The 17,524-nt window shown below is 43.6% G+C and carries 10 protein-coding genes; 5 read left to right on the plus strand and 5 right to left on the minus strand.

Annotated elements, in window-relative coordinates; translation table 11 throughout:
- The first annotated feature begins 73 nt into the window (after positions 1-73).
- On the plus strand, positions 74-1,330 hold the full coding sequence (locus AB3F25_RS06020; protein ID WP_373602967.1) for a PqiA/YebS family transporter subunit: 1,257 nt from the start codon (positions 74-76) through the stop codon (positions 1,328-1,330).
- Positions 1,305-3,983, plus strand: coding sequence for an MlaD family protein (locus tag AB3F25_RS06025; RefSeq protein WP_373602968.1), 2,679 nt, complete (start codon positions 1,305-1,307; stop codon positions 3,981-3,983). The genes AB3F25_RS06020 and AB3F25_RS06025 overlap by 26 nt, the downstream gene beginning before the upstream one ends.
- Positions 3,984-4,568: 585 nt before the next feature.
- Here the strand turns inward: AB3F25_RS06025 and hrpA are convergent.
- Genes hrpA through AB3F25_RS06040 form a run of 3 tightly spaced genes read right to left on the minus strand, consistent with a single transcriptional unit; the run spans position 4,569 to position 9,304 of the window.
- Positions 4,569-8,480, minus strand: coding sequence for an ATP-dependent RNA helicase HrpA (gene hrpA, locus AB3F25_RS06030; protein ID WP_373602969.1), 3,912 nt, complete (start codon positions 8,478-8,480; stop codon positions 4,569-4,571).
- Positions 8,477-8,851 carry a DUF423 domain-containing protein gene (locus AB3F25_RS06035; RefSeq protein ID WP_373602970.1) on the minus strand — a complete coding sequence of 125 codons (375 nt, stop codon included), beginning with the start codon at positions 8,849-8,851 and terminating at the stop codon, positions 8,477-8,479. Before AB3F25_RS06035 ends, hrpA begins: the two co-directional genes overlap by 4 nt.
- A complete protein-coding gene (locus AB3F25_RS06040; RefSeq protein ID WP_373602971.1) occupies positions 8,852-9,304 on the minus strand; it encodes a DUF441 domain-containing protein in 453 nt (150 codons plus the stop codon). It abuts the gene before it with no gap.
- A 340-nt stretch (positions 9,305-9,644) separates the two neighbouring features.
- Between AB3F25_RS06040 and AB3F25_RS06045 the strand changes: the two genes are divergently transcribed.
- Positions 9,645-11,549 (plus strand): monovalent cation:proton antiporter-2 (CPA2) family protein, encoded by a 1,905-nt coding sequence (locus tag AB3F25_RS06045; protein WP_373602972.1) that lies wholly within the window; start codon positions 9,645-9,647, stop codon positions 11,547-11,549.
- A 94-nt stretch (positions 11,550-11,643) separates the two neighbouring features.
- Here the strand turns inward: AB3F25_RS06045 and recN are convergent, their stop codons facing one another.
- Together recN and AB3F25_RS06055 are read right to left on the minus strand one after the other, a co-directional pair.
- Positions 11,644-13,320 (minus strand): DNA repair protein RecN, encoded by a 1,677-nt coding sequence (gene recN, locus AB3F25_RS06050; protein WP_373602973.1) that lies wholly within the window; start codon positions 13,318-13,320, stop codon positions 11,644-11,646.
- 74 nt (positions 13,321-13,394) lie between these two features.
- A complete protein-coding gene (locus AB3F25_RS06055; protein ID WP_373602974.1) occupies positions 13,395-14,285 on the minus strand; it encodes an NAD(+) kinase in 891 nt (296 codons plus the stop codon).
- A gap of 114 nt (positions 14,286-14,399) precedes the next feature.
- Here AB3F25_RS06055 and grpE point away from each other — a divergent pair, with 114 nt between their 5' ends.
- Both grpE and nrdD read left to right on the plus strand, forming a co-directional pair.
- Positions 14,400-14,978, plus strand: a complete 579-nt coding sequence (gene grpE, locus AB3F25_RS06060) for a nucleotide exchange factor GrpE (RefSeq protein ID WP_373602975.1) — start codon at positions 14,400-14,402, stop codon at positions 14,976-14,978.
- A gap of 402 nt (positions 14,979-15,380) precedes the next feature.
- Positions 15,381-17,504: an anaerobic ribonucleoside-triphosphate reductase gene (gene nrdD / locus AB3F25_RS06065; RefSeq protein WP_373602976.1), complete on the plus strand. Its 2,124-nt coding sequence runs from the start codon at positions 15,381-15,383 to the stop codon at positions 17,502-17,504.
- The last annotated feature ends 20 nt before the right edge of the window (positions 17,505-17,524 follow it).

A 17,524-nucleotide genomic window follows, 5' to 3' on the forward strand; every position in this document is an offset into this window, starting at 1 on the left:
GAGCTTCACAAAAGGAGGGGAATCGCGCTAAAATGCGCGACTTTGCTGACTGAGCTTTTAGAGATGATAACATATGACCCCTCCCGATTTTACCCGAGCGCGCTATAAAATTGCCCGTTGTGGCGAATGCGATGCGGTCGTCTCTGTTGTTTTCCCTTTGCCGCCGGATAAACACGCCGAATGTCCGCGTTGCCATCATATTTTAACTACTATAAACCGTTGGTCACTACATCGTTGCGCAATGATTGCGCTCTCTATTTTAATCCTAATGCCCTTTGCGTTAGGATTTCCTTTACTAAGTATCGATTTACTCGGCACGAAAATTGATGCTTCCGTCTGGAAAGGTATTTGGCAAATCGCGACCGCCGGCTACACTTATACCGGCTTTTTAATTTTTATTTGCGCGGTATTGATGCCTACCTCTTTCGCAATTTTGGTATTGATGCTGTGGTTTTCCAAATTACTTGGGATCCGTCCGCGCAATGTATTGCTCTTTTTAAGCTACATTAAACCTTGGGTAATGTTTGACGTTTATCTTGTTGCCTTAGGCGTATCCATGTTCAAAGTACGCGAATATGCGACACTGGAAATTAATATCTACTTAATCGCCTTCGTTTTTACCGCACTTTTAACTACGCTACTTTTTATTAAACTGAATTTAAATGAATTGTGGAACGATTTTTATCCCGAAAAACAACAAATTGACGCTAATGATAAAGTTCGGCTTTGTACCGCATGCAACTACACTTTTTCGGAACAAAAAACTAAACACGAACACGGACATTCAATTTGCCCGCGCTGCGTTTCATACCTTGATACATCCGATGCCATTAAACTTCAACGTACTTGGGCAGCCTTAATCGCCGGCATTATAATGCTTTTCCCGGCAAATTTATTACCGATTTCCGGCGTATATTTAACCGGTACGTTATCTGAAGATACGCTCATCTCAGGCGTAATTTCCTTTATTGAAATGAAAAGCTATTTTGTCGCCTTTGTCGTATTCTTCGCCAGTATTTTCGTACCGATTAGTAAAATTTTCATCATGCTGTATTTGCTTGCCAGCGTGCATTTTAAATGGCGACATTCGATAAAATGGCAAATGCGCTTATTGCATATCGTGCATTTTGTCGGACGTTGGTCAATGCTTGACTTATTTGTGCTTGCACTGATGATGTCGTTAGTCACCCGTGGACAAATTATTAACTTTACCGTCGGCCCCGCTGCCTTTTATTTCGGTGCTGCCGTATTCCTTACTATGATCTCAACCGCTCAATTTGATAGCAGACTTATTTGGAAAATTTATGACCGGAAAACAACAACCGAATAATGAACATTCGATCAAACATGCCCCAAGCATTAACTCGCAACACAACCGCATTCAAAGTATTTTGCGTAAAAATCGCAAGGTTTCGCCATTTTGGCTGTTGCCTTTTATTGCACTCTGTATCGGCGCGATTTTGTTTTTTCAAATTGTGAAAGAACAAGGTAAAAGTATCAAAATTACGTTTAGTAACGGTTCCGGCTTAGTAGCCGATAAAACGCCGATTCGCTATCAAGGCTTGCAAATCGGCGTGGTGAAAAAAGTAAACTTCACTGACAATATGCAAAAAGTAGAAGTCGTCGCGAATATTTATCCGGAAGCCACCGGCGTATTGCGCCAAAACACAAGATTTTGGGTAGTCGAACCAAGTGTTTCCCTCGCGGGCATTTCCGGCCTTGATTCGTTAGTTTCAGGTAATTACATCACGCTACAACCGGGCGACGGCAACAGCGCCGATGAATTTATTGCGCAAGAAAAAGGTCCGATTACGCAAGTCTCACCGGGTGATTTACTGATTCATTTAACATCCGACGATTTAGGCTCCATCTCTCTCGGCGCTTCCGTGTACTTTAAAAAACTGCCGGTGGGAAAAATTTACGATTATCGTTTTAATGAAAATAATAAGGTGGAAATCGACGTCGTCATCGACAAAGAATACGCTCGCTTTGTAAAAAAAGATTCGCGCTTTTGGAATATCAGCGGTGTGAACGCCAGCATCACGCAGGCGGGTTTAAACTTTAATATGGAAAGCGTAAATGCCATCGTACAAGGTGCAGTTTCTTTCGACTCACCAACCGATAGCCCCAATGCAGTGGAGAATGACTACTACACCCTTTATGCCAATCTGCAAGCGGCAAAACGCGGTATTGAAGTGGACGTGAATATTCCGACCGTTGCCGGTTTAGAAGCGGGACGTAGCGACGTCTATTATCAAGAACACAAAATCGGCGTGCTTTCTGCGCTAAGTACTGTTGAAAACAATGAAAAAATTCTAAAAGGTAGATTATTGATTGATCCCAACCAAGCCAGTTTATTAAAAACCGGTTCACATATTGTATTACGTAATAAAAAACCGAATTTAGCTGATTTGACCGAGCCGCAACGCTTTTTCCGTGGCGACTATTTTGAAATTATCCCCGGCGACGGCGAAGAAAAATTGCAATTCGATGTAATTAAAGAAAATGAATTACTGCTGAAAGCACCAAATACCCTCGTAATTAAGCTCACCGCACCGGAAAGCTACGGAATCGCCGAAGGACAAAATGTGTATTACAACAATATTCCTATCGGTGAAATTGTAAAACAAAATATTGATGTCAATGGCGTAGAATATGAAATCGCCATTGCCGCCGCCTATCGCAACTTAATCAATCCAAATACACTGTTTGTCGCTGCCTCGAATTTCGACGTAAACTTTGGCATCGACGGCATTCGCTTTAATGCGGCGAATCCGGAAAAATGGCTGCAAGGCGGCATTCGCATTATCGCAAAAAAAGGGCTGGGCGATGCACTAAAAACCTATCCGCTTTATAAAGACGCCCAAAATGCGGAATCCGGCATTACGGGGAATTTAGTCGAACCTAGCATCACCTTGAAAACCTCAAACTTACCAAGTATCAGCAAAGACTCTTTAGTACTTTATCGTCAATATGAAGTAGGTAAAATCATCAATATCACACCAAAAACCGACCACTTTGATGTGGATGTCTATATTTATCCACGCTACAAACATTTACTCACGGATAAAAGCTTGTTCTGGGTAGAAAGCGCCGCACAAATCGACATCACGCCCAAAGGCATCAGCATTCAGTCGACACCGATTGCGCGTTCGTTAAAAGGGGCAATTAGCTTTGATAACTCCGGTTCAGGCCAAAATAAAACCCTTTATCCGAACGAATTGCGCGCCAAATCGGCTGGACAAATTATCACTTTATTCGCCGATGATGCGACGAACTTAACCAAAGGCATGAGCTTGCGTTATTTAGGCTTATCCGTTGGAGAAATCGAAAGCGTAACACTGGATGCCAAATCAAAAAAAATTATAGCCAAAGCATTAGTTAATCCGAATTATATGAGCATGATTGCCAAAGAGGGCTCGCTATTTAAGATCATTTCGCCGCAAATTTCGGCAGGTGGAATCGAAAACTTGGATAGCCTGTTACAACCTTACATTGATGTGGAAATCGGCAATGGCAAAGCCAGCACTCGATTTGATTTAGCGCAAACAACCCCAAGCCATAACAAATTCACTAATGGCGTGCCATTTATTTTGGAAACTAACGATGCCTTAAATTTAACCGAAGGCTCACCGGTGTTTTACCGAGGAATTGAAGTGGGTGCGGTGCTCAAATTAGCACTCAACACCCTTGGCGATCGGGTATTGATTCATATTGCAATTAGCCCGAAATACCGGCATTTAGTGCGTAAAAACTCCGAATTTTGGATTTCATCAGGCTATAACTTTAGTTTAGGCTGGAAGGGTGCCGAATTTAACACCGGCAGCGTACAACAATTATTGAAAGGCGGTATTTCCTTCTCCACCCCATCAGGCACGACGGTTCAACAACAAGCTTCGGAAAATCAACGTTTCTTGCTACAAACCAAACGGCCAAACGAGGCTCCAACATGGAATTCGGGCGCCCTACCGGTGACCCCTTAAATTAGCACCGCATTGAGAAGGCGACTACTCGCCGATGGCTGGCAACGAATATAGCCGGGAGTATAAAAAACAAAAAACTCGCTCAATAATAAAAAAACTCATAATTTATTAAAATTAATCGTAATTATGTAGCAAATGCACAAAACCATTTAAATTAAGCATGAATTTGCATCAAACGACAGCACCGCATTGAAAGCGGCTCCAATGCGGTGCTATTTTGCAAGGGTAATTTTAGCGTTGTGCAACTGCTACATAATTTCGAAATTAATCTAAAAATAAACGGAGAAAATAAAATGAAAAAATGCATATCAACGCTTCAATCACATTATTTCCAAAGCGGAAGCCGGTAAAGACTACGAAGTACTACCAATGCGTTCAACGCAACAATGCGGTGTCCAATTGTTGGAATTAAAGTTGGAATTAAATTAAATAAATACGCTTGCTTTCTGAATGTTTTGAAGTTGGAAAAAACCGCATTTTGATTATTACTCACGCTGGCGCGCATCTCTAGACGCGTGCCTCTTAAATTAAAGGTACAAATTGATACTCTATGTTATTAGTCATATATAAACCTATAATTAATTTTTAATATTCAGCAATCAAATTCAAAATCCTTTTCTCCGACACCTGATACTTCGTCCCTAACTGCTGTGCAAATAAACTCACACGCAATTCTTCAATCATATAACGAATCTCCGCCACCTCATCAGAAATCGGTTTAGATTTCGGGAGCTTGGCAAGAAGTTGTTGGTAGGCTTGTTGCACTTGTTCCACGCGTAACATGGCGGCGCGATCGCGATTCACATCCTGAGCGAGTTTATCCATGCGTTTATCGATGGCTTGCAGATAGCGGAGTAAATCCGGCAGACGGGCGTAGCCGCTTTTTTGCACGAAGCCTTGATAAATCAAACCGGCAATTTGGCTTTTTATATCGGAAAGCGCAAATGCCATGGTGAAATCCATTTTACCTTTGAGGCGTTGGTTGAGTTGGTGTGTGAGCGTGAGAATCTGCTCTACTTTTTGCGCAATATCCACAGTAACTTCGTTAAGATTTTCCCGTACGAAATCGCGTAGCCTATCAAAGCCTTCTTCGTTCCACACAAAGCCGCCGAAATCCGCAATCAGTTTATCCACGGCACAGGCGATGCAGTCGTCAATCAAATCCAACACACGGCCAAATGGCGTGAAATACAGCCCCAATTTAGCTTTATTCGGCAATTTTTCGTGCAGATATTTAATCGGTGACGGCACATTGAGCAACAACAAACGACGCAAACCTTGTTGCATTGCCACCGCTTGTTCAAATTCCGTTTCAAACAGTTTGATGCCTACGGAATCTTTTTCATCCACAATAGCAGGAAAGGCTTTCACACTGAAACCGCGCTGTTTTTGTTCATAACACTGCGGTAGCTCGGCGAAACTCCAAATGTGCAGTCCGCTTTGCTCAATGCCATCATCCGCCACGGCGGAAATGCTTTCTTGCACGCGATCTTTCAGCTCAAATTTCAGCTCGTCCAAACTCATGGATTCAGCAATTTTCTTGCCGTGTTCATCCACTACGCGAAAGGTCATTTTCAAATGACTTGGGATTTGTTCCCAGTTCCAATGTTCCGCGTCCACCGTCACGCCTGTCATGCGGCGCAATTCATAAATCAACGTATCCAACAAAGGCTTTTCCAACGGCACGGCGCGCCCTAAAAAGGCTTGGGCATAATTCGGTGCCGGCACGAAATTACGGCGATAAGACTTCGGCAGAGACTTAATCAGTGCAATCACCAGTTCTTCCCGTAAGCCCGGAATTTGCCAATCAAAACCCGTCATTTCCACTTGGTTGAGCAACGGCAACGGAATATGCACGGTCACGCCATCCGCATCGGTACCAGGTTCAAATTGATAGGTCAGTTTGAGTTTCAGATTGCCTTGGTGCCAGAAATTTGGGAAATCCAGCTTGCTAACCTGTTCCGCATCGTCGTTAATTAGGAAAGAACGCTCAAAATTGAGCAGATCGGGATTTTGTTTTTCCGCCTTTTTCCACCAGGTATCAAAATGCTTTTGCGACACCACATCCATGCCGATACGCTGATCGTAAAACTCAAATAAAGTGCGCTCGTCCACCAAAATATCGCGGCGACGGCTTTTGTGTTCCAATTCTTCAACTTCACGAATCAGCTGCTGATTTTGCTTGAAGAATTTATGCTTGGTGTTCCAATCCCCCTCCACTAAGGCAGATTGAATAAAGATCTCACGGCTCACTCTTGGGTCAATAGCGCCGTAATTCACCGGTCGGGCTGCCACAATCGGCACGCCATACAGGCTCACCTTTTCATCAGCAATCACCGCTCCGCGAGATTTCGACCAGCGCGGTTCAGAATAAGATTTTTTCGTTAAGTGTTCGGCAAGCGGCTCAATCCATTCCGGCTCAATTTCCGCCACCATACGCCCCCAAAGTTTGGAGGTTTCGACAAGCTCCGCCGCCATCACCCATTTCGGTTGTTTTTTGAAAAGCACGGAATTGGGGAAAATCGCAAAATGGGCATTGCGCGCGCCGAGATATTGTTGTTTTTCTGCTTCTTTTAATCCGATATGCGACAGCAAACCGCTTAAAAGTGCGGTGTGAATTTGCTGATATTCGGCTTTTTCGGAATTAATCGACAAGCCCATTTCACGCACGGCAAGACGAATTTGTTGATAAATATCCTGCCATTCACGAATGCGCAAATAATTTAAAAAATCTTTTTGGCATTGGCGGCGGAATTGGTTTTTCGTCAATGCCTTTTGCTGTTCTTGCACGTAATTCCAAAGGTTCAAGAATGCTAAGAAATCCGATTTTTTATCGGCAAAGCGACGATGTTTTTCGTCGGAAGCCTGTTGTTTTTCGGTTGGGCGCTCACGCGGATCTTGAATGGATAACGCGGAGATGATGATCATCACTTCATAAACGCAACCCAAATTGACCGCACTTAGAAGCATTTTGGCAAGGCGAGGATCGACCGGGAGTTGGGCAAGTTGGCGACCGATTGTCGTTAATCGACGTTTTTCACCCGATTTGGTTTGAACGGTTTCAAACGCCCCCAGCTCTTCCAATAACTTCACGCCATCTTGGATATGCCGTTTATCCGGCGCATCCACAAAAGGAAACGCTTCAATGTCATCCAAACCCAATGCCGTCATTTGCAAAATGACGGAAGCCAAATTGGTACGCAAAATTTCCGGATCGGTAAATTCCGGGCGATTGTTAAAATCCTCCTCCGAATAAAGGCGAATACAAATGCCTTCACTCACTCGTCCACAACGCCCTTTCCGCTGATTGGCGGAGGCTTGGGAAATTGGCTCAATCGGCAAGCGTTGCACTTTGGTGCGGTAACTATAACGAGAAATGCGCGCGGTGCCGGGGTCAATTACATATTTAATGCCCGGCACGGTGAGCGAGGTTTCCGCGACATTGGTGGCTAACACAATGCGGTTTAAGCCACTCGGATGGAAAATTTTATTTTGCTCTTGCGCAGACAAGCGGGCAAAGAGCGGTAGGATTTCCGTGTGTTTTAGATTTTGTTTTTGCAAGGCTTCGGCGGTGTCGCGAATTTCCCGTTCACCGTTCATAAAAATCAAAATATCGCCGCGCCCTTCCGCTTGCAGTTCGTCCACCGCATTGAGAATACCTTGTAGCTGATCTTGATCGTCTTCTTCCGCAACAGGACGATAACGCACTTCCACGGGATAAGTTCTGCCCGAGACTTCGATAATCGGCGCGTTATTGAAATGTTTGGAAAAACGTTCCACGTCAATGGTCGCGGAAGTGATGATGAGTTTTAAATCACGACGGCATGGCAACAGCTGTTTCAGATAACCGAGAATAAAATCGTTGTTCAAGCTGCGTTCGTGGGCCTCATCGATAATCAGGCAAGAATATTGATTGAGGAAACGATCCGTTTGAATTTCAGCCAGCAAAATCCCGTCAGTCATCAACTTGATTTGGGTATTGTCACTGATTTGATCGTTAAAACGGACTTTATACCCCACTAAATCGCCAAGCTCTGTTTGCAATTCTTCGGCGATTCGAGCCGCTACCGAACGGGCCGCAATGCGGCGCGGTTGAGTGTGTCCGATTGTACCGAGATTACCTAAACCAAGTTCCAAACACATTTTCGGCAACTGAGTGGTTTTCCCCGAACCGGTTTCCCCCGCCACCACGATCACTTGATGTTCAGCAAGCAACTTTTCAATTTCAGCCTTGCGTTGGCTGACAGGCAAACCTTCGGGAAAAACAATGGGATTTTTTACCGCACTTTTACGGCTTTCTACACGTAATCTTGCTTGTTCAATTTGTTGTTCGATTTCAGCGGCAACGGCTTGCTGAGCTTCTTGGCTTTTAATCTTGCTGATGCCATGAATGCGGGCAGATAAACGGCGTTGATCCACCAGCATGATGTTATTTAATTGAGAAAAAAGGGATTGTTGTAGCGGGGTCAATTCGTGTTTTACAGTTTTGTTCTTCATACTGATTTACTTTTAAAACTCCCGTAAGCCAAGCAAAGCCAACCGACTAAAAAGAGTGTACCGCCAACCGGCGTAATCCAGACTAAAAATTTACCGGCGCCGAAAGCAAGGGTGTATAAGCTGCCGCTGAATAATAAAATACCCAATGACCATGCAAGCATCGCTAATCGTGCAAATTTAGCCTCATGCCAGGGGGATAAGGCAATAACCAGAACAGCAAGCGTATGGAAGATTTGATATTTTAAGCCGGTATCGATCCAGGTGAGGGCTTTCTCGTCTAAAACATGACTTAACCCATGGGCGGCAAACGCACCGAGTGCCACACAGAAAAAACCGCTCAAGGCGGCAATCAATAACCATTTGTTTTTCATTTAAAATTTTCCTATGAGTAATGCCAAAATACCTGCAGCGATAAGCGGTCCCACCGGGATGCCGCCCAGAAAAGAGACACCGATAATGGTGCCGATTACCAAGCCTGTCACCAATACCGGTTGTTCACCCATTAGCGGAACGCCTTTGCCCGCAAGCCAGGCGACCAATACACCCACTGCAATGGCAACGAACATTTTCCAACTGACAAAGGCCGACAAGCCCGGCAGCTGAATTTTGCCGGAAACCAAGGGGCTCAAAACGCCAATCGTTAAAATCACGATACCAATACTCAAGCCGTATTTTTCCAAATAGGGAATATATTGAGCGAGAAACGTCTGCTGCATGATCAGTAACACAGCAGCAGAAATGGTGATGGCGCTATTGTGGCTGAGTAGCCCGAGCATGATCAGAACCACCAATAACAAGGCGATCATATTCAGTTGCAATGACATAAAAAGCCTTAAAGTACAGCCATAAAAATGACGATTTTGAGAATTAAAGTGCGTTAAATTATAGCAATTTATGCCTTTTCTGTGTTTTTTATTTAATAGAAAAAAGCTAGAATAACAGCGTTACGGTACAAGCGCACAAAACAATTGACGAACATATCTAACCATGAATCAAGCGGAATTTAGCATCAGTTTACAGCACCGCATTGAAACCGTTTCCAATGCGGTGCCGTGGCGACACCCTAATAAACGCCGAAATAATTTCGTAATCATAACTTCAGCCTTGCACAATCACTAAATTTCGTTGAAAAAGACAAATTCACTTATCTTTTATAGGTTTCCAATGTCGAATGTTATCAGCCCCGAATTAATCAAAACCGTCGTATTGCTTGCCACCAGCGTGACCATCGTGCCGCTTTTCAAACGTCTAGGGCTTGGTAGCGTATTAGGTTATTTGGTTGCCGGCTGTTTAATCGGGCCTTTCGTATTCGGTGTGATTGAAGATCCCTCTTCTGTGGTTCACATGGCAGAATTAGGTGTGGTGATGTTCTTATTTATCATCGGACTTGAAATGCACCCCGAACGCTTATGGGCAATGCGCAAAGCAATTTTCGGTCGAGGCTTGCTGCAAGTCGGTCTGTGCGGCACGCTACTCACCCTTGCCGGTATCTATGTTTTAGATTTATCGAAGGAAGTGGCATTTATTGCGGGAATGGGTTTCACACTTTCGTCCACCGCTATCGTTATGCAAGTGTTGGAAGAACGAGGCATTAGCAATACTCCGAAAGGCCAACGGGTCATTTCCACGTTGATTTTTGAAGATCTCTCCATCGTGCCGTTATTAGCCTCTATTGCTTTTTTAATGCCGGAAACCAAACACATTGAACACAATACAAACTGGACGTCTATCGGCATTGCGCTTTCTGCTGTGATTGGTTTAATTGTTGCCGGTAAATGGTTGATGAACCCAATTTTCCGTTTAATTTCCAAAGTACATATTCGCGAAATGATGACCGCCGCGGCTTTGCTTGTAGTACTGGGCGCTGCATTAGCAATGGAAGCCGGTGGACTTTCCATGGCAATGGGCGCTTTCGTCGCCGGCGTGATGCTGTCGGAGTCAGCTTTCCGCCATCAATTAGAAGCCGATATTGAGCCTTTCCGAGGTTTGTTGCTCGGTTTATTCTTTATGGGCGTTGGCATGTCGCTAGATTTAAGTCTTGTGTTCCATCATGCGTTTTGGTTGCTTGGTATCGTATGTATTTATGTGATTGGCAAAGCCATTTCCATTTATCTGGTCGCACGCTTAACAAGATTAAGTCGTCCCGAATCTATCGGTCGCATGGCCATGATGGCGCATGGTGGTGAATTTGCTTTCGTCTTATTCTCCGCCGCATTAGCTGCCGGCGTGTTAAATAAAGAGCAAAGCGCAGCCCTTACCGCCGCGGTGATCATTTCAATGCTTTTCTCACCGTTAATTACTTTAGCTGTGCGCAAAATTCTCCAACGTCGAGCCGTTAAAAACCCTACGACGGAAGATATCTCGGATCTTGATTCGATAACGAATTTAGAAGATTCCGTTTTGGTATTAGGTTTCGGACGTTTCAGCCAAATCGTATGCCAAACCCTACTTGTCCGAGGTATTAACGTATCAGTTATTGATCGTAATATTGAAAATATCCGTGCCGCCGCGAAGTTCGGTTTTAAAGTATATTATGGTGACGGTGTGCGCTTAGACGTGTTACACGCCGCCGGTATTAATAAAGCTAAATGCATAGTAATCGGAATTAACGATACCGACCGCATTGAAAGCATTGTAACGCAACTTAAGCATGCTTATCCGGATTTGCCGATTTTAACTCGTACTTATGATCGCCAAACTACCGTTAATTTAATCAAACAAGATGTAGACTATATCGTTCGCGAAACCTTTGAATCCGCACTAACCCTTGGCCACGCCACTTTAATGCGCCTAGGCGTCAACAAAATGGAAGCTGATGAAGTGATTACCGAAGTTCGTCGTCTTGATCAAGAACGCTTAAACGAAGAAGTGTTACATGGATTCTCAATGGATATCGTTCGTCGTTATTGGACACCGCAACCTTTTATTAAACCGCATCTAAATGCCGAAGCCTTAAATGATGAAGCGGCTGAAATTCTGGCAAATGATGAAGAACAAAAAAGCCAGAAACAAAAGAGCCAAGAAATAAACGAACCTCGCTTAGAAGAAGAAAATAAACAAGATTCGTAAGTTCTTCCCCGCCAATAATGCTAACAAGCAACCCGTCTAGCGAACAATATAAATAACTGTCACTTCTCGGATGATTTAATTATCCGAGAAATTATTAAATAACCGACTCCAACATTTCTCTTGCATTGGCTAATGCCAACTCCGTAATTTGACTACCGCCAAGTAAACGTGCCAATGCAGGAACGCGTTCCTCTTGTGAAAGAGCAGTCATTTTTGTCTCAGTTTTTTTATCAATGATAAATTTTTCAACGTTGAATTGATTATGTCCGCAGCATGCAACTTGCGGTAAATGCGTTACGCACAGCACTTGACGTTTATCACCTAATTGGCGTAGCAATTTACCCACAACGCTCGCCGTAGAGCCACTAATCCCTACATCTACTTCATCGAAAATTAATGTTGGAATAGCGGATTGATCCGAAGTTAACACTTGAATAGCCAATGAAATACGAGAAAGTTCACCGCCGGACGCCACTTTTGCTAACGGCTGAGCGGGTTGTCCCAAGTTACTGCGTAAAGTAAACAGCACCGCATCCACGCCATTTGCGGATACATTGTCATTATCGGCATCGACTTCTATATAAAATTCCGCATTTTCCATAGCAAGTTGCTTAATGTATTTAGTGACCTGCTGCGCCAGTTTATCCGCCGCCTTCTTACGACTTGCGCTTAATGCGGTTGCCGTCGCTAACATTTGAGTAAAAGCCACTTTTTCTTGAGCGATCAAGGTCTCTTCACTTTCGGAAAAATCGACAAGCGTCGCCAATTCCGCTTTTAATTTGTGATGGCATTCAACCAAATCTTGCGGTTTAACATTATGCTTTTTGGCAAGCTGTAAAGCCTGTCCCATGCGTTGTTCGATTTCTTGTAATAACATCGGATCTTGTTCGATACCGGAAGATAAATTCTGTATCTCATTTGTTGCTTCTTGCACTTGAATTAATGCGTCATTAAGAAGGGCTTGCGCTCCTGCATAATGTGGATCAAGCTCTACAAGCTCATTAATATATTGCGTTGCACGATATAGCATCGTGTCGACATTAACCGTTTCATTTTCGCTTAGAATCTGCAATGCCGATTGCGAAAGCTGGGTTAACTGCTCGCTATTGGATAAACGACGCTGATCTTCTTCCAATTCAAGATATTCATTCGGACGTAAATTAAATTCGTCTAACTCTTCCACTTGATACTGTAAAAGCTGTTTCTTTGCTTCATTCTCAGTCACTTTTTGTCGGAAAGTTTTGACTTGGGTTTGAAGATTTCTCCATGCGCGATAATCTTCACGCATTTGATTTAACAAGTCTGAATGCTGCGCGAAGCTATCGACGAGTTGAAGTTGATAGTCGTTTTTGAGTAATAACTGAGAGGCGTGCTGCCCGTTAATGTGGATAAGGTATTGCCCAATTTCTTTAAGTTGCGCGGCAGAAACAGGCGTACTATTAATAAAAGCTTTCGAACGGCCATCCGCGTTAATCAGGCGGCGTAAAATACAGTCAGAAGGATTATCGGGATCTTGCAATTCTTGCTCTTGCAACCACTGGTAAGCGGGATTATGCGGCTCAATATAAAAACTCGCACAAATTTCCGCGCGCTCCTGCCCATCCCTTACCATTGAGCTTTCAACACGTTGTCCTAAACATAATCCCAACGCATCAATCGCAATAGATTTCCCCGCGCCGGTTTCACCTGTGATCACCGACATTCCTTTAGCAAGTTCAATTTCCAATTGGCGGACAATGGCAAAATTATTAATGGTAAGTTGAGTAAGCATAAAAAATCCTTTATTACTGTATATTTTTATATTAATACTGATTTCATATACAGTAAAGTATTTTTTATGATTTATCAGAAATTTTTTAACCAGCCTAATTTGGCACTTAACACATTGTAATAATTGTAGGTTTTGAGATGAAGTAAGCGCAACTTATCCATGCTTTTTTCGATATGCACAACATCGTCGGGCGAGAAACTTAAAGCAATTTGGCTATCGCAGCCCACTTCTAGTTGAGAGGTATTGTGTTCGGCAAAACGGATAGAAATTTTACTGTCGCCATCCACAACCAAAGGACGAGAAGAAAGTGTATGAGGAAACATCGGCACCAAAGCGATGGCGTTCAAATTCGGCGTTAAAATCGGCCCACCGGCAGAAAGAGAATAGGCGGTAGACCCCGTTGGCGTAGCCACAATTAGCCCATCGGAACGCTGCGAAAATGCGAGTTTATCGTTAATATACACATGGAAATCAATCATATGTGCGATTTTTGCCGGATGAATTACCGCTTCGTTGATGGCAATGCCTTGTGCAATAATTTCATTGTTTCGCTCGATTTTCGCTTCCAACAGAAAACGTTCTTCCACGAAAAACTCTCCGCGCTCAAGACAAGCTTCAAGCTGCGCATAAGCATTTTTCGGATCAATATCCGTCAAAAAACCAAGATTACCTCGATTAATGCCGACGAGCGGAATATTGTATTTGGCCAGAATGCGAGCGCGCCCAAGCATATTTCCGTCGCCCCCGATCACAATCACAAGTTGCGCCCGTTGCCCGATGTCATCTAGCGTTGCCAATGCGGTGCTTGGGAGTTCAAGCGTTTCCGTGCCCTCTTTTTCCACCAGCACTTGATAACCGCGCTCGGTCAGCCAGTGATACACATTCTTATGCATTTGCAAATTCACATCGTTACGCGGTTTTCCCGCCAGTCCAATGGTTTTAAAGGAATGATATAACTCGTTCATCTTTGTAAAATAAGCGGGATTCCGCCGCCTTGAATTCAAAATTTTCGCCATTATATTACAGAGCAGTTTAGTTTTGCTAAATTGCCGCCAATTTTTAAATTAATGGAGAACAAAATGTCTGAACAAGAGCAAAAAACGAACGTAAATGAAAAAGCTGTTGAAGAAATTCAGCAAGAAAATGAGCCACAATCGGCGGATCCGTTAGAAGAAGCTATTGCGCGGGTTCAAGAATTAGAAGAACAACTTAAAGCGCAAGTGGAAGAAACCGCTAAAAAAGAGCAAGATTTGCTACTTCGCACGCGTGCGGAAATCGACAATATTCGTCGTCGTACTGAACAAGACATAGAAAAAGCCCACAAATTCGCTTTAGAAAAATTCTCGAAAGATATTTTAAATACCATCGACAATTTAGAACGCGCCCTTGCGACCCCGGCGAATACTGAAGACGAAAGTGTAAAAGCATTATTTGACGGCGTGCAGCTGACTTTAAAAGAATTGCTTTCCACCGTAGCCCATTTTGGAGTGGAACCAGTCGGTGCGGTAGGCGAAATCTTTAATCCTGATTTGCACCAAGCGATTTCCATGCAACCGGCGGAAGGCGTCGAATCCAATCATATTACCGCCGTTTTGCAAAAAGGCTACATTTTGAACGGTCGCGTAATTCGTCCGGCGATGGTAATGGTTGCAGCATAATACCGAACAAAGCCGGTCAATTTTTTCAAAATTAAAGCGTTATAAAAAGCGAAATTACCCTCACAAAATAGCACCGCATTGGAGCCCATTCCAATGCGGTGCTATTTTATGAGGCCGATTTATGTGTCAACTCAGCAATTGTTCCATGCATTCGCGCCATGACACTAAATTTTCAACTTTCTTTATTTTCATAAAAACCTTGATCAAGATCACAAAAATAATATTTTATTTGAGATTAATTCTCATCAATAAATTTTACTCCCATCAATAATATCAATCATCCAGCCTTATTTTCATCTTAAAATCATCACAAAAACACTACATATTGTGTGTTGATTATTCATTTTGATCTATATATAGTGTTTGCCATATTTCAAAAACACAATATATCGGGAGCATACAATGAGTACATTTTCTATTATCAAGCGTGACGGTTCACGTGCAGATTTTGAAATTCAACGCATCATTAACGCCGTCAAAAAAGCCGCAAATGCGGTCAATATTTCCGATGAATTTTATTGCCATCAAATCGGGCAAGATGTCGGCAACGAAATTTTTACTCATTATCAAGGCGAAATCGATATCAATCAGATCCAAAAAATCGTCGAAGATAAACTCATGGCGAGTTGCTATCCGCAGATAGCGCGCGCTTATATCGAATATCGTCATGACCGCGATTTGGCCCGCGAAAAACGCAGCCAACTCACCAAAGAAATCGAGGGCTTGATTGAACAAAGCAATGTGGAATTACTTAATGAAAATGCCAATAAAGACGCCAAAGTCATTCCAACTCAGCGCGATTTGCTCGCCGGCATCGTGGCGAAACATTATGCCAAACATTACATTCTGCCGCGCGATGTAGTGGAAGCCCACGAAAAAGGGGAAATTCACTATCACGATTTAGATTACGCGCCGTTTTTCCCAATGTTTAACTGTATGTTGGTAGATCTAAAAGGCATGCTTTCTCGCGGTTTCAAAATGGGTAATGCGGAAATCGAACCGCCGAAATCAATTGGCACAGCAACGGCGGTTACGGCGCAAATTATCGCACAAGTGGCAAGCCATATTTACGGCGGTACCACCATTAACCGCATTGATGAAGTGCTCGAACCTTACGTGCAAATCAGCTACGAAAAACATTTAAAAAATGCACAAGATTGGAAAGTGCCCGATGCCGAGGGCTACGCCAAAGCGCTCATTGAAAAAGAATGTTTTGATGCCTTTCAATCTTTAGAATATGAAGTCAATACATTGCATACATCCAACGGTCAAACGCCTTTTGTAACCTTCGGTTTCGGCCTAGGCACGAGTTGGCAAGCGCGCTTAATTCAACAAGCCATTTTGAAAAATCGCATTCGCGGCTTGGGTAAAAATCACAAAACACCGGTGTTCCCAAAACTCGTGTTCACGATTAAAAAAGGCTTAAACCAAGCAGAAGGCGAGCCGAATTACGACATCAAACAACTCGCTTTGGAATGTGCATCTAAACGTATGTATCCGGATATTCTCAATTACGACCAAGTGCTGAAAGTCACCGGTTCTTTCAAAGCACCGATGGGCTGTCGCAGTTTCTTAGGGGCTTATGAAGAAAACGGTGAAGAAATTCATGACGGACGCAATAATTTAGGTGTAGTAAGTTTGAATCTTCCGCGTATCGCTCTGGAATCTAAAAACGAAGCTGATTTCTACCGCATTTTAGACGAACGTTTAAATCTTGCTAAAAAAGCCTTAATGACTCGTATTGCCCGTCTAGAAAATACGAAAGCGCGCGTAGCGCCGATTCTTTATATGGAAGGCGCGTGTGGCGTACGCTTGAAGGCTGACGACAAGATCGCACAGATTTTTAAAAACGGCCGCGCTTCCATTTCCCTCGGTTACATCGGAATCCACGAAACGATTAACGCGCTTTATCACCGAGGTCACATTTTTGACGACGAACAACTGCGCGAAAAAGGCATCGCCATCGTGCGCCATTTAAACCAAGCAGTAAAACGTTGGCAAAAAGAAACCGGCTACGCATTCAGTCTTTACTCCACCCCAAGTGAAAACCTATGCGACCGATTCTGCCGCCTCGACACCAAACGATTTGGCATCATCGAAGGCGTAACCGACAAAGGTTATTACACCAACAGCTACCATTTAGACGTGGAAAAGAAAGTCAATCCTTATGACAAACTGGATTTTGAAATGGCATACCCACCATTGGCTTGCGGCGGTTTTATTTGCTACGGCGAATATCCGAACATTCAACATAATTTAAAAGCCTTGGAAGACGTGTGGGATTACAGCTACGACCGCGTCCCTTACTACGGTACCAACACGCCAATTGACGAATGCTACGAATGCGGTTTCACCGGCGAATTCGAATGCACCAGCAAAGGCTTCGTTTGCCCGAAATGCGGCAATCACGACAGCACCAAAGTGTCCGTTACGCGCCGTGTGTGCGGATATTTAGGCAGCCCGGACGCCCGCCCGTTCAATGCCGGAAAACAGGAAGAAGTTAAACGGAGAGTGAAACATCTTTAATTTCCTAAATTCTTTGTTCT

The sequence above is a fragment of the Aggregatibacter sp. HMT-949 genome, from assembly GCF_041734645.1.
Taxonomy (GTDB): domain Bacteria; phylum Pseudomonadota; class Gammaproteobacteria; order Enterobacterales; family Pasteurellaceae; genus Rodentibacter.

Bases quoted from the DNA above. Each gene is read 5' to 3' on its own strand.
- nrdD (WP_373602976.1), top strand. From the start codon at position 15,381: ATGAGTACATTTTCTATTATCAAGCGTGACGGTTCACGTGCAGATTTT.
- hrpA (WP_373602969.1), bottom strand. From the start codon at position 8,480: ATGAAGAACAAAACTGTAAAACACGAATTGACCCCGCTACAACAATCC.
- AB3F25_RS06045 (WP_373602972.1), top strand. From the start codon at position 9,645: ATGTCGAATGTTATCAGCCCCGAATTAATCAAAACCGTCGTATTGCTT.
- AB3F25_RS06040 (WP_373602971.1), bottom strand. From the start codon at position 9,304: ATGTCATTGCAACTGAATATGATCGCCTTGTTATTGGTGGTTCTGATC.
- AB3F25_RS06025 (WP_373602968.1), top strand. From the start codon at position 1,305: ATGACCGGAAAACAACAACCGAATAATGAACATTCGATCAAACATGCC.
- grpE (WP_373602975.1), top strand. From the start codon at position 14,400: ATGTCTGAACAAGAGCAAAAAACGAACGTAAATGAAAAAGCTGTTGAA.
- AB3F25_RS06020 (WP_373602967.1), top strand. From the start codon at position 74: ATGACCCCTCCCGATTTTACCCGAGCGCGCTATAAAATTGCCCGTTGT.
- recN (WP_373602973.1), bottom strand. From the start codon at position 13,320: ATGCTTACTCAACTTACCATTAATAATTTTGCCATTGTCCGCCAATTG.
- AB3F25_RS06035 (WP_373602970.1), bottom strand. From the start codon at position 8,851: ATGAAAAACAAATGGTTATTGATTGCCGCCTTGAGCGGTTTTTTCTGT.
- AB3F25_RS06055 (WP_373602974.1), bottom strand. From the start codon at position 14,285: ATGAACGAGTTATATCATTCCTTTAAAACCATTGGACTGGCGGGAAAA.